Genomic DNA, 13,188 nt, shown 5'->3' with positions numbered 1-13,188 from the left:
CCGCCAGCGAAGGCCACAACCGGGTAATCAAGCTCGACGCCCGCAACGCCTTCGGCTACCGCAACCCCGAAAACCAGCGGCTACGAACACGCTGCGCAACCACCCGCCGAGCCCGCAGATGCCTCAAACCCGCTTAACTTCGAAGAGCCCGAATGGCCCGACGGCAACCCCCTGGATGTCGCCTGATGGCCGCGGGGGAGGGGGCCGGGAAGGACCGGCGGAAGCGGCGGCGTTCCCAGGGTGAGGGGGCGCTGTTTCAGCGGGCGAGCGACGGCCTGTGGGTCGGTCGCATCGATCTCGGCTGGGCGGACGGGAAGTGCGTCCGTAAGACCGTCTACGGCAAGACGGAGAAGGAATGCCGCGAGAAGCTCACCAAGGTCAGGAATGCGGCCGAACTCGGCGTCAACGTCACGGCAGAGCGCCGGACGGTCGCGGTGTGGCTGACGGAGTGGCTCGCCATCAAGGAGGACGACGGAACGCGGGCGTCGACGCTGCGGGCCTACCGTTGGCTGATCACCACGCATATCGTGCCGATGATCGGCCGTGTGCAGCTCGACAAGATGACCCCGTTGGACGTGCGGCGGCTCGTCGCGGCGGCGAAGAAGTCGGGGCTGTCGGCGGGGAGCGTCCGCCACGTGCACAGCCTGATCCGCAACGCGCTGGCGGAGGCCGAACGGCTGGACCTCGTGGCGCGCAACGTCGCGAAAGCGGTCAAGGCGCCACCGACACCGCATCGCGAGGTCCGTGCCCTGCGCCCGGAAGAGGCGCGCCGGCTCGTCGATGTGCTCCGCGGCGAGCGGCTGGAAGCGGTCTTCGCCTGCGCACTGATGCTCGGGCTACGGCGTGGCGAGATCCTCGGCCTGCGCTGGACGGACGTCGACATCGACGGAGCGACGCTGCACGTCCGGCAGACCCTGCCGTCAGGCCGGGTTGCCGTGGCTGCGGCTGCATGATCTGCGCCACGCCTTCGCGTCGATGCTCTTTGCCGAGGGTGTAGCGGCGCGGACGGTGATGGAGCTGCTCGGGCACTCCACGATCCAGCTCACCATGAACACCTACACCCACGTAATGCCGGAGACCCAGCGCGACGCGGTCGGCCGGCTCGACCGGATTTTCGGCGATCAGGCGGACGACGAAGAGGATGTCGATCAGACGAACGAAGAGGAGGGCGGGGAGGAGCTCGCGGGCTGACCGTGTACCCGAGCGAATCGGCGGCGCCCCGGGATGGCTGTGTACCTTGCAGCGCCCGGGGCGTCTGCCATCAGGGCATAGAGAGGCTGGGGTACAGAAGTGGGTACAGAGACCTTCTGGAAGAGACTACCGAGAGTCATGCGACCTGGTAGATACGGGTGCGCCGCCAGGGACTTGAACCCCGAACCCGCGGATTAAGAGTCCGCTGCTCTGCCAATTGAGCTAGCGGCGCGTTGCCTCCGCGTCCCCGCGGCGACATGCAGAACTCTACCAGGCACTGGAGACGAGTGGCCGGGGGTGCAGGCACGGCGCCCGGTAGCGGCGGCCACCTTGGAGATCACTGGTGGCGGCGGCTCCGGGTCCCTGCGTGTCCTCCGGGGCCGGTCTTACCCGGGATCTTGCCCGGGTCCCGGGGCTGCCTGTGGTCTCGGCTCGGAGCCGTAACGGGCATCAGCGGGGTTCCAGGAATGTTTCGCTGATAGACATGACGTGGCCGACGCCGCGGGCCTGCCGGACGTACGGTCAGGCCGGGACACCGCGGTGAGGCCGGGACGCGGTGGCTTTGGCGTCTCGTCCCTTCCCTCGCGTCCGATCCGGACCGGCGTCACGCGGGTACCGAATCGGACCTGACGACCTGGAGGCCCACCGCGAGCTCCGAAGCATCGTCCGCTGACACGGCCCGTCCCTCGCACGGACCGCCGGATCGGCCGGACCCCAGCCCGCACCCGGGTCCGGGTCCCGTCGAGCGATCGCAGTTGCCCAGTCCACGCCCACGGCCCCAACCAGCCGAGGGGCCTGCCGCCCCCGGCTCCCCGGTGGCTCCCGGTTCACCTACGGCCACCGAGGAGAAAGCCGAGGATGCCGGGCCGGAGAAAGCCGGGGGCCCCGGACCGGAGAAACCGGCGGTCGGCTGGCTGCGCAGGATCCTCCGCGAGATCCTCGTGTACCGCCGCAACGCCGCCCTGGCCTTCGGCGCCGCGCTGCTCGGCACGCTCGTCACGGCCGCCGTCCCGTTGGTCGAGCGGCAGGTCATCGACAACGTCGTCGTCACGCACCGCCACTCTCTTGCACCCTATGTCGCCATTCTGCTCGGGGCCGGGGTCGTCGTCTTCGCCGCCGCGTTCGTCCGACGCTACGTCGGTGGCCGGCTCTCCCTCGATGTCCAGTACGACCTGCGCGACGCCGTCTTCAGCGCCATCGAGCGCCTCGACGGGGCCCGGCAGGACCAGCTCCAGACCGGGCAGGTGGTGAGCCGGGCGATCTCGGACGTCACCGTGGTCCAGGGTCTGCTGTCCTATCTGCCGATGATGAGCGGCAACCTGGTGCTCTTCGTCGTGTCCCTTGTGGTGATGGCCTGGCTGTCCCCGCTGCTCACCGTCATCGCGCTCGCGCTGGGGCCGGCGCTGTTCATCGTCGGCTACGGCGCCCGACGCACGGTCTTCCCGGCGACCTGGGCGGCGCAGCAGCAGGCCGGCGAGGTCGCCGGAGTGGTCGAGGAGGCCGTCGCCGGCGTCCGGGTGGTGAAGGGGTTCGGGCAGGAGGCCCGCGAGCTGGACCGGCTGGCGGTGGACGCCCGGTGGCTGTTCGCGCTTCGGATGCGTGCGGTGCGCATCACCAGCAGGTTCGGTGCGGCGATGCAGGCCGTTCCCGCGCTCGGCCAGGTCGCGGTGCTGGCGCTCGGCGGCTGGCTGGCGCTGACGGACCGGATCACCCTCGGCACCTTCCTCGCGTTCAGCACCTATCTTGGCGCCCTGATCGGGCCGACGCGGACCCTCGCCGGCCTGCTCACCGTGGGCCAGCAGGCCAAGGCCAGCACGATACGCATCTTCGAGATCATCGATTCGCAGCCGGCGATCACGGACCGGCCGGGCGCCGTGCGCCTTGGCCGGGTCCGCGGGCTGGTCGACCTGGACGGTGTCACGTTCGGCTACGTTCCGTCCCGCCCCGCGCTGCGGGACGTGAGCCTGCGGATCGAGCCGGGGGAGACGGTCGCCCTCGTCGGCACGTCCGGTTCGGGCAAGTCGACGGTCGCGATGCTGCTGTCGCGGTTCTACGATCCCCAGGCCGGGACGGTCCGGCTTGACGGTGTGGACATCCGCACGGTGCCACTGTCGTCGCTGCGGGCGCAGATCGGGGTCGTCTTCGAGGACAGTTTCCTGTTCTCCGACACGGTGCGCGCGAACATCGCCTACGGCCGGCCGGGTGCCACGGATGACCAGATCGTCGCGGCCACGCAGGCGGCGCAGGCGGACGTCTTCATCCGCGGCCTGCCCGACGGCTATGACACCGTCGTGGGGGAACAGGGCCTGACCCTCTCCGGCGGCCAGCGCCAGCGCGTCGCGCTCGCCCGCGCGCTACTCACCGATCCCCGCGTCCTGCTCCTCGACGACGCGACCTCGGCCGTGGACGCCCGGATCGAGGCCGAGATCCACGACACGCTCCGGACGATCATGCGTGGCCGCACCACCCTGCTCATCGCGCACCGGCGCTCCACCCTGCGCCTCGCCGACCGGATCGCCGTGCTCGACGCCGGCCGGATCGTCGACGTCGGGACCGAGGCCGAACTGACGGCCCGATGTCCTCTGTTCCGCCATCTGCTCGCCGGCCCCGGTGAGGGCCTTCCCGACCAGCTCCCGTCCCCGTCCCCCGACCCCGACCTTTCTTGCCTATCCAGAGGGATAAATCGGACACAAAAGGCTCTGGATAGGCAAGGAAGTAGGCAAGGAAAAGGAAGTGGTCTCCGGGGCGGTGCTACCCGGGGCGGTCTCGGCCGGGGGCTCGGCGGCGGGGGCCCCTTCGGTGACATGCCGGCGACCCCCGACCTGCTCGCCCGGGTCGACGCCCTGCCCCCGGCGCTCGACGAGCCGCGGGTCGACCAGGCTGCGGCGGCCGCCCCCGACCCGGCATTCTCGCTGCACCGGCTACTGGCCGTGGTCCGCTGGCCGCTCGTCCTGGGCCTGCTGCTGGTGGCGGCCGACGCCGTCGCGGGTCTCGCCCTGCCGGCGTTGGTGCGGCATGCCGTCGACGCCGGTGTGAGTGTCGGGGCACGTGACGTCCTGTTCGCCACCGCCGGTGTCGCGCTGGCGGTGGTACTGGTCAACTGGGCGGTGCAGGTGGGGCAGACCCGTGTCACGGGCCGGATGGGGGAGCGGCTGCTTTACATCCTGCGGGTGAAGACCTTTGCGCAGCTGCAGCGCCTCGGGCTCGACTACTACGAGCGCGAGCTCGCCGGCCGGATCATGACCCGGATGACGACCGACGTCGACGCCCTGTCGACCTTCCTGCAGACCGGCCTGACCACCGCCATCGTCAGCCTGCTGTCCTTCTTCGGCGTCCTGGTGGCGCTGATCGTGCTGGACGCCGAGCTCGCCCTGGTCGTCGTCGCCGTACTGCCGATCCTGGTCGTGGCGACGGTGGTGTTCCGGCGTCGCTCCTCCGCCGCCTACACCGAGTCCCGGGAACGAGTCAGCGCCGTCAACGCATCGCTGCAGGAGAACCTGACCGGCCTGCGCATCGCCCAGGCGTTCGGCCGGGAAGCGGTCAACCAGGCGAGGTTCCGCGAGCTCGCGGACAGCTACCGCCGCTCGCGGCTGCGGGCACAACGGATGATCGCTCTCTACTTCCCGTTCGTCGAGTTCCTCTCCCGGGTCGCGGGTGCTCTCGTGCTGGGAATCGGCGCCCACCTTGCCGTCGGCGGATCCCTGTCGCCGGGAGCACTACTCGCGTTCCTGCTCTATGTGGACCTCTTCTTCGCGCCGGTGCAGCAACTGTCCCAGGTGCTCGACGGTTATCAGCAGGCCCGGGTCGGTCTGCGCCGGCTTTCCGAGCTGCTGCGGACTCCGACCTCGACGCCGCCGGCCGAGCACCCGCGACCGGTCGGGCGGCTGGCCGGCGAGGTGGTCCTGGCCGGCGTCCGGTTCGCCTACACGGGAAGCACCGCCGCGCGGGCGGAGAACTCCGGGCCGGCGGGAAACGCCGTGAACGGGGTGAGCCTGCGCATCGCCCCGGGGGAGACAGTCGCCCTGGTCGGGGAGACCGGCGCGGGCAAGTCCACGGTGGTGAAGCTGATCGCCCGGTTCTACGACGTGACCGAGGGTGCGGTGCGGGTGGACGGCGTCGACGTGCGCGACTTCGACCTGCCCGCCTACCGGCGACGGCTCGGTGTCGTTCCGCAGGAGCCGTTCCTGTTCTCCGGGACGGTCCGGGACGCCATCGCCTACGCTCGGCCGGATGCCTCCGACGCCGAGGTCGTGGCGGCGGCGCGGGCGGTCGGCGCCCACGCGTTCATCACCCGCCTGGCCGACGGCTACGATCATCTGGTCGGCGAACGCGGCCGGGGACTGTCCGTCGGCCAGCGTCAGCTCCTGGCGCTCGCCCGCGCGGAGCTCGCCGACCCGGACATCCTGCTGTTCGACGAGGCGACCGCGGCGCTCGACCTCGCGACGGAGGCGGCGGTCACGGCCGCCTCGGAGGCGGTGGCCACCCGGCGGACCACGATCGTCATCGCCCATCGGCTCACCACGGCGGCCCGGGCCGACCGGGTGGTCGTGATGGCGGACGGCCGGGTGGTCGAGCAGGGGCCGCACGCCGAGCTGGTGCACGCCGGCGGCCCGTACTCTCGCCTGTGGGCCGCCTTCACCGCGGAGTCCGTCACGCCCGCGGAGTCCGTCACGCCCGCGGATCTCAGCCCGACCGCGGACAGCGGTGCGGATCGGCGAGCGGCTGGCTGACCGTCAAGCGGCTGGCTGACCGGCGAGGGCGGCCTCATTCCGTAATGTCATGGTTCGCCCTCAAGCCTGAGGGGATGCCCTCACGGGGCAACGAGCAAGCCCGCCCGTCGCCCCGATCGGCCGAGCGGTCACCCGGGGCCGGCGGCGATCAGAGGAGGGGATCATGAAGGCGAACGGTCTGTCGATGGAGATCGCCTGGCCACGGCTGCCCAGCGGAATCGCCACACCCGGTGAACTCGCCGACCAGCTGGACGCCGACCTGCGGGACCGCGCCAGGGTCGCCGCGTTCGACGAGCACGGTCTGTGGGTCCGGGTCCACCGGCCGCACCAGGTCGAGGCGCTCGCCGCCGAACTCGCTTACAAGCTCTCCCAGGTCGGCGCGTCCGATCAGACGTTCCTCTCCTGGCACGACGAGCTGGGTAATCATCGTCGTTCGCTGAGCGGCCGTCGGATCGGGATGCACCGCAAGGTCGCCTGAACATGCCGGCGGATTCTCGACGAGGTCCCACGAAGTCCCGGAAGTCCCGGAAGTCCCGGAAGTCCCGGAAGTCCCGGGAAGCCCCGGGAAGTCCCGGGAAGACCGGAAGATGGTGGATCCCGCCCGGTCGGCCCTTGGTCGGTCGGCTGGCGGTCAGCCCTCGGCCGGCTGGAGGGTCTCCCGAGCGATCGCGGTGCCGAAGCGGACGGCGCCAGGGGACGGGACCGGGCAGGCCGTCATCGGCTTCTGGAGCAACGGGCAGAAGTGGACCCCGTCGGGGCTGCGGACTGTGACGACCCCCCCGGGCTCGCAGGTCTCGCCCGCGGCACAGGGCATCGTCGAGGTGAACCGGCCGTTCATGGTCAGCACCCGGCCCGCGGGGACCACCCGGGTACGTTCGTGCTCTGCGGCGATCTGGCGCCACAGGCGGTCCAACAGGGTCATCCCGGCCTCGTCGACCGTCTGGTCACGCCGTGGCGGCGCATCCACGAGGACGACTCCGATGCCCTGATTCGTCAGCATCTTGACGGCCTTCGTCACGTCCTCCCGGTAGGCCGTCACCAGGTCACGACCCTGCATGCAGGGCGTCACCTGGTTGCCGGAGAACACCAGAACCGCGGTGGTCGGCCGCCAACGCCGCGCCTGGTCGCGGATGTCCATGAGCCAGTCGCAGGGCGCCGTGCCACCCCAGGTGCGCACCAGCACGGCGGTCCCGCCGTCCGCGCGGGCCGCCTCGTCGAAGGCGCTACCCGCCTCCCAGGCGAGCGAGTCGCCCCACAACGCCACCCGTGGCCTGTCGTCGGAGGTCCTGTTCACCACCAGGGTGCCCCCGACCAGGACGATCGCGACGACGAACAGCCAGCCGACCGGTCCCAGCCGTCCGATCCGCACGGTCCGCCCCTTCCTGCCCGGCCGCACCGGGCCGGTATCACCGGATCCCCGATCACGTCCGACTCTGCCCGGCTACCCACCACCTCATCGTGCTTCCCGCCCGGCGCTGTTCTGGTGACGGGTGTGCCGTCCCCACGAACGGACATTACCGAACGTACCTCCCATAACTGTTCTATCCAGAGACCCGAGTAGCTCCCGCTACCGCGGGCGGTCGTGGCCGAGACGGAGGGTGGGGGGTGGGTAGGACATGGCAGTACCCATGGCGGCGGGCTGCCCTGTGGCGGCGGGCATGGGGGTGCTGGTCGGAAGGCGAGACCGGATCTGTGGCAGAGTTTTCGCCATGACGCGGTCCGTTGCGACGCGCAGGCCCACCATGGCCCGCCGTACTGCCGCCGCGGCGTTGACCCTGGGCGGCGTGGCCGGGTTCACCTACGGCATTCCGTCGCTCACCACATTGCGTCGACTACGGCTGCGGTGGACGCCGGTGCTCGCAGGGCTCGGCGCGCCTGATCACGTCGCGCTCACCTTCGACGATGGTCCGGATCCCGTGTCCACGCCGCAGTTCCTCGACGTGCTCGCCGAACTCGACGTGCGGGCGACGTTCTTCGTCCTCGGTGGTCTGCTGGAACGTGCACCGACGTTGGCGAGGGAGATGGCCGCCGCCGGGCACGAGCTGGCCGTGCACGGCTGGGATCATCGCCCGATGCTGTTGCGCGGTCCCCGCTCCACGCACGACCATCTCGCCCGCACCCGGGACCTGGTCGTCGAGATCACCGGTCGCGCGCCGCGGTTCGTCCGGCCGCCGCACGGCATCCTCTCGGCCGGGCTGCTCGTCGCGGCCCGCCGCCTCGACCTCAGCCCCGTCCTGTGGTCGGCGTGGGGACGCGACTGGACGGCCGAGGCGACGCCGGGCAGCGTGCTGGACACCCTCGCCCCCGACCTGCGCGGGGGCGCCACGGTGCTGCTGCACGACTGTGACTGCACATCGGCCCCCGAGGCCTGGCGCAGCGCGCTCGGGGCTCTGCCCGGGATCGCCGCGCGCTGCGACGACGCCGGCCTGCGCCTCGGACCACTCGCCGAGCACGGCCTGCCGGCCTAGCCGCATCCTCCTTCTGGCAGGAGCGGCCGGGCAGGTCAGACGGCTGGGCAGGTCAGACGGCCGGGTAGAGGGAGTAGCTCGGGAAGTTGCCGACGAGCCGCTCGTCGGCGTCCGCGCCCACGGTGACGGCTCTGGCCAGATGGACACCGCCGACGAAGGCCCCCTTCCAGGAGGCGCCGCGGCCACCGAACGGCTCGTCCCGGTCGCCGCGGGAGCGCGGCTTGTTGACTCCGACCTTGAACGCCTGCAGTTCCCCGGCGAGCCGGCGGGCATGGGACTCGTCGTCGCAGGCCAGTGAGGCGACCAGCGCGCCGTTGGAGGCGTTCATCGCCGCCAGCAGTTCGGCCTCCGAGTCGACGACGACGATGGTGTCGACCGGGCCGAACGGCTCCGCGTGGTGCAGCGCAGACGACGCCGGCGGGCTCAGGACCGCCACCGGCGGCACGTAGGCGGAGGTGTCCTGCCCGGGGATGAACCGGCCGTCCGCGAGGTCTCCGCGGTAGATCGGCACGCCGCCCTTCGTGATCGTCTCGTCGATCTTCGCGGCCAGCTCGGTCGCCTTGTCCGCGGTGATGACCGGGCCGTAGTCCAGCTCGGGCAGCGGGTCGGCGTCGTCGGCGACAGCGAGGGGGTGGCCGAACCGGACGCCGGAGACCACCGGCAGGTACATCTGGAGGAACCTGTCGAACAGTTGGCGCTGGACGACGTAGCGGGGGTAGGCGGTGCAGCGCTGCTTGCCGTACTCGAAGCCCTTCTTCAGATGGGCGGCGAGCACGTCCCACTGGGAGAAGTCCCAGATGCCCCAGGCGTTGAGGCCCTCCTGCTCGAGGAAGTGGCGCTTACCGGTGTCGACCAGGGCGGCGGCGACCTGGCCACCCGCCGACCGGCCGCCCACGAAGGCCAGGCAGCCGATCTCGGGGGCGCGGACCAGCGCCGAGCTCAGCCGGGAACCCGATCCGGAGACCAGCGAGACCGGCAGACCCTCCCGGCGGGCCAGCGCGCTCGCCAGCGTCAGGCAGGCGGCGCCGCCGTCGGTCGGGGTCTTGGCGATGGTGCCGTTGCCGGCGAGGATCTGGACGAGCACGGCATGCATGAGCACGCTCATCGGGTAGTTCCAGCTGGCGATGTTGCTCACCGGACCGGGTAGCGGGGTGCGCCCGGCGATCATGCCGTCGATCTCGTCGATGTACCAGCGCACCCCGTCGAGGGCACGGTCGACGTCGGTGCGCGCCAGCCGCCAGGGCTTGCCGATCTCCCAGACGAGCAGGAGAGCCAGCAGGTCGCGGTGGGCGTCCATGGCGTCGACGGCGGCGCGTACCCGGGCCTTGCGCTCGGGCAGCGCCACGTCGCGCCAGTGCTTGTGGTCGTTGAGAGCGGCCCGGATCGCCTCCCGGGCCTCGTCCAGCTCGATCATCGGGGGCCCGGCGATCGGTGTGCCGTCGACGGGGGACAGGCTGTGCAGTGGGTTTCCAGTTCGATGCCAGTGCCCGCCCCAGAGATTACGGAGGCGGTCCTCGTCGAACGCCTCGGGGGCAATCTGGCGGCAGGTGGCGAACGCCTCGGACCAGGTGGTACCCGGCTTAATGTGGAGTCGTGGCTGGGAGCTGCTGGATGCTGCGGCCATACCGGTGATATTGACGGTCATCCGCCGATCACGCCAGGCAAAGCGGCCCACTATTTCGAGGGTTCTTAGATGACTGTATCAGTGTAATAACACTCGGTAATTTCCTGCATAAACCGCCATGTGGCCACTCATCGCCCTTGCTCGATATCTAATGATCTTGCTGGTGCTGCTGGTGCTGCTGGTGCTGCTGGTGCTGCTGGTGCTGCTGGTGCTGCTGGTGCTGCTGGTGCTGCTGGTGCTGCTGGTGCTGCTGGTGCTGCTGGTGCTGCTGGCTCGCGTTGGTCGCCGGGGTTGTTGCCAGGAGGAAACCCGGCGCGACTCGCCGCGCGAACATGGTCATATGCGGGTGGGTGGCAGCGTCCACCGCGTACTATTTCCGGCATGTCGGATGCGTTTATCGGGCGAGATGGCGGCACCACTTCGGCGCCGTCACGACCTCGGGTGTGTACTTCATCACGTAGAGTGGGATGGTGTCCGAACCATCTTTCGTGCGCGTCCGGGTTGCCGCCACTCGGACGATTCGATCCTGATTCCCGGATGTGTGATGACGGCCAGTGTCGTGCCGCCGTCGGCCGCTGAAGCCGACTCCGTCGAGGGCTCCGCGCCGATCCGGGTCCTCGTAGTAGATGATCATGAGTTGTTCCTCCAGGGCCTGCAGACGGTCCTGGAGATTGAGGAGGACATCAGCGTCGTCGGCCGGGCCGGTGACGGTCAAGAGGCTCTGACCTTGGCCTCCGGGACGTCGCCGGACATCGTCCTGATGGATGTCCGGATGCCGGGCCGGGACGGGATCGCCGCGGCGGGTGCCATCAAACGTGCTGTTCCGCGCACTCGTATCGTGATGCTCACGGTCTCGGACGAGGAGTCCGACCTGTTCGAGGCGATCAAGGCGGGTGCGGTCGGGTACCTGCTGAAGTCGATTCCGCCGCACGAGGTGGCCGACGCGGTGCGGGCCGTCCACAATGGGCAGAGTCTGATCAGTCCTTCGATGGCATCGAAGTTGATGGTCGAGTTCGCCACGATGGCCCGTGGTACCGAGGACCGTCCTCGGGTGCACGCCCCGCACCTGACCGCGCGAGAACTCGAGGTGCTGAAGCTGGTCGCTGAGGGGCGCGCGAACCGCGAGATTGCCCGCAAGCTGTTCATCAGTGAGAACACGGTCAAGAACCACGTTCGTAACATCCTGGACAAACTGCAGCTGCACTCGCGGATGGAAGCCGTGATGTACGCGGTCCGCCAGGGGTTGTTCGACATCGAGTGAGCCCGGCGGGGCCGCACGGCTGCCGCGGTGGGCCTCCGTCCGCCACCCTGCGGGGCCTGGTCGGCGGGATATCGCTCTGGGGTGGGTGACGGGACTTGAACCCGCGGCCACCGAGACCACAACCCGGTGCTCTACCAGCTGAGCTACACCCACCAGAACCTGGCTGCCATGCCGAAGGAGGACACCCGGCCGGACCGGAGATCCTCCGACCGGTGCGAATCCGGGATGTTCCGAATCCGGGATGTTCCACCCGCGCCGCCTGACCAAGCGAAGCTATCGTACCGGTCCGCGCCACCGGATGGGCAAGGGGGTTACCCCGGTCATGCTGGCCGCGCTCACCGCACTGGCCGCGCTCGCCGAGATCACTGCCCGTTCAGGCGGGCGGTGGAAGATCCCCCGCTAAGCCGCGCGGGTGAACCGGCCGGGTCGTCTGGTTGCGGGTGCTCGGAGCCTCCGGCGGTCAGGGCGGCCAGCGACGCATCGGCCTGGTCGCGGATCTCGGCGGCGATCGCGCGGGCCTGCTCGGTGCCCGGCCCCGGCTGGGGGACGAACACGGCCCGTCGGTAGTAGCGCAGCTCCTCGATGCTCTCCTGGATGTCCGCTAGGGCCCGGTGGCCGCCGCGTTTGACCGGAGCCGCGTAGTAGGCCCGCACGTACCAGCGGCGGGCGAGCTCCATGATCGACGAGACGTCGATCATGCGGTAGTGCAGGTGAGCGTCCAGTGACGGCAGGTAACGTGCGAGGAAGGTGCGGTCCGTGGCGATCGAGTTGCCGCACAACGGGGCCTTGCGCACCTCGGGAATCCGGGTGCGGACGTAGTCGAGGAGCTGGCGCTCCGCGTCGGCGAGGGACAAGGTGGAGGCTTGGACGGCGGCGGTCAGGCCCGAGGCCTCGTGCATCTCGCGGACGACCGGCTCCATGGTCTGCAGCGCCTCCTCCGGCGCCGAGATGACCAGGTCGATGCCCTCGTCGAGGATGTTGAGCTCACTGTCCGTGATCAAGCAGGCCACTTCCAGGAGTAGATCCGACGCGGCGTCCAGGCCGGTCATCTCGCAGTCGATCCACACCAGTCGATCCATCCCGCTGACACTATGGTCTGCGGTCGCCGTCGTCACGTGCACCCTCGGGTTCTCATCGGGATAGCTGAGTGCCTGCTCCGCCGAGATCATCTTACGGTCCCTGTTCAGTTACTGACGGTAAAGCTGATGGAGATCTGAGTGTTCCCGGCTCCGACCAGGATCGCGGTCAGGGTGTACAGCCCGTCCGGGACCTCGGAAGTCTGCCATCCGCCGGGATGCGGCGTGAACAGGTACGGCGGGCCGGGGAGATCCCGCCGGTACGGCCCGATCGGTCCATTCAGCACGTACGTCAGGGTGCCGGCGTAGCCCGTCGTCTCCACCCGGATGGTGCGGAATCCCGAGATGGTCTCGCCCTGGTGGATGCCGGCGAAGGTGAACGGCGCGACGGACATCGTCGACGACGGCGTGGGCACGGCGCCCGGGCCGGGCCGGGATGGACGACCGTCGGGTGCGGGGGATGCCGCCGGGGCCGGACCGGACCGGGGTTCCTGGCTGTGATAACTGAACACCAGGATCGGCATCAGGACCAGGGCAGCGAAGAACAGCGCAAGACCGACCCAACCCCGCCTGAGGGCATCCACGCTGCCTGCGTCCCTCCGCCATGCCGCCCATGGGTTCGGGTCACTTTAATAGGCGGGGATGTGACCGACTCCCGCGGCCTGGGACCGACCGGGATCGAAGCGCGCAGTCGGGCAGGGGGAGGGGGAAGTGGGCCGACAGCGGGTCGACGGGCACGCCTGCCGCCGCGGCGTCGGACCGGCACGGGTGGTCCGGACCGGCACGGGAGACGCAGCCGCTTGTCGATGCGGCTGCCGAGGGCAAGACGGCCTAGATC

10 protein-coding genes and 2 tRNA genes are annotated in these 13,188 nt (G+C 70.1%); 6 read left to right on the top strand and 6 right to left on the bottom strand.

Annotated features, from left to right (window positions below):
- Positions 1 to 185 precede the first annotated feature (185 nt).
- A complete protein-coding gene (locus AC08OU_RS15400) occupies positions 186 to 953 on the top strand; it encodes a site-specific integrase (RefSeq protein WP_476600674.1) in 768 nt (255 codons plus the stop codon).
- On the top strand, positions 931 to 1,191 hold the full coding sequence (locus tag AC08OU_RS15395; RefSeq protein ID WP_462188400.1) for a tyrosine-type recombinase/integrase: 261 nt from the start codon (positions 931 to 933) through the stop codon (positions 1,189 to 1,191). The genes AC08OU_RS15400 and AC08OU_RS15395 overlap by 23 nt, the downstream gene beginning before the upstream one ends.
- A gap of 159 nt (positions 1,192 to 1,350) precedes the next feature.
- Here the strand turns inward: AC08OU_RS15395 and AC08OU_RS15390 are convergent.
- Positions 1,351 to 1,423 (bottom strand) — tRNA-Lys (locus tag AC08OU_RS15390).
- A gap of 583 nt (positions 1,424 to 2,006) precedes the next feature.
- Here AC08OU_RS15390 and AC08OU_RS15385 point away from each other — a divergent pair.
- Both AC08OU_RS15385 and AC08OU_RS15380 read left to right on the top strand, forming a co-directional pair.
- Positions 2,007 to 5,921, top strand: a complete 3,915-nt coding sequence (locus AC08OU_RS15385; protein WP_476605184.1) for an ABC transporter ATP-binding protein — start codon at positions 2,007 to 2,009, stop codon at positions 5,919 to 5,921.
- Positions 5,922 to 6,084: 163 nt separating this feature from the next.
- Positions 6,085 to 6,399 carry a hypothetical protein gene (locus AC08OU_RS15380; RefSeq protein ID WP_476600679.1) on the top strand — a complete coding sequence of 105 codons (315 nt, stop codon included), beginning with the start codon at positions 6,085 to 6,087 and terminating at the stop codon, positions 6,397 to 6,399.
- A gap of 153 nt (positions 6,400 to 6,552) precedes the next feature.
- Here the strand turns inward: AC08OU_RS15380 and AC08OU_RS15375 are convergent, their stop codons facing one another.
- Positions 6,553 to 7,290 (bottom strand): DUF459 domain-containing protein, encoded by a 738-nt coding sequence (locus AC08OU_RS15375; RefSeq protein ID WP_476600681.1) that lies wholly within the window; start codon positions 7,288 to 7,290, stop codon positions 6,553 to 6,555.
- Positions 7,291 to 7,630: 340 nt separating this feature from the next.
- Between AC08OU_RS15375 and AC08OU_RS15370 the strand changes: the two genes are divergently transcribed.
- Entirely contained in the window at positions 7,631 to 8,389 is a 759-nt protein-coding gene (locus AC08OU_RS15370; protein WP_476600683.1) for a polysaccharide deacetylase family protein, read from the top strand.
- A 52-nt stretch (positions 8,390 to 8,441) separates the two neighbouring features.
- Here the strand turns inward: AC08OU_RS15370 and AC08OU_RS15365 are convergent, their stop codons facing one another.
- A complete protein-coding gene (locus tag AC08OU_RS15365) occupies positions 8,442 to 10,013 on the bottom strand; it encodes an aldehyde dehydrogenase family protein (RefSeq protein ID WP_476600688.1) in 1,572 nt (523 codons plus the stop codon).
- A 544-nt stretch (positions 10,014 to 10,557) separates the two neighbouring features.
- On the opposite strand from AC08OU_RS15365, the gene AC08OU_RS15360 reads away from it, so the two are divergent.
- Positions 10,558 to 11,274, top strand: coding sequence for a response regulator (locus AC08OU_RS15360; RefSeq protein WP_462187051.1), 717 nt, complete (start codon positions 10,558 to 10,560; stop codon positions 11,272 to 11,274).
- Between the two features lie 77 nt (positions 11,275 to 11,351).
- On the opposite strand, the gene AC08OU_RS15355 is transcribed toward AC08OU_RS15360, so the two are convergent.
- The 3 genes from AC08OU_RS15355 to AC08OU_RS15345 all read right to left on the bottom strand — a co-directional run bounded on the left by AC08OU_RS15355 (position 11,352) and on the right by AC08OU_RS15345 (position 12,934).
- Positions 11,352 to 11,427 (bottom strand) — tRNA-His (locus AC08OU_RS15355).
- Positions 11,428 to 11,636: 209 nt separating this feature from the next.
- Entirely contained in the window at positions 11,637 to 12,443 is an 807-nt protein-coding gene (gene orn / locus AC08OU_RS15350) for an oligoribonuclease (RefSeq protein ID WP_476600685.1), read from the bottom strand.
- 14 nt (positions 12,444 to 12,457) lie between these two features.
- Positions 12,458 to 12,934 carry a hypothetical protein gene (locus tag AC08OU_RS15345; RefSeq protein WP_462187053.1) on the bottom strand — a complete coding sequence of 159 codons (477 nt, stop codon included), beginning with the start codon at positions 12,932 to 12,934 and terminating at the stop codon, positions 12,458 to 12,460.
- Between the last annotated feature and the right edge of the window lie 254 nt (positions 12,935 to 13,188).

The organism is Frankia sp. CcMO1, from assembly GCF_977945845.1.
This window is presented reverse-complemented; position numbering and strand designations above follow the sequence as displayed.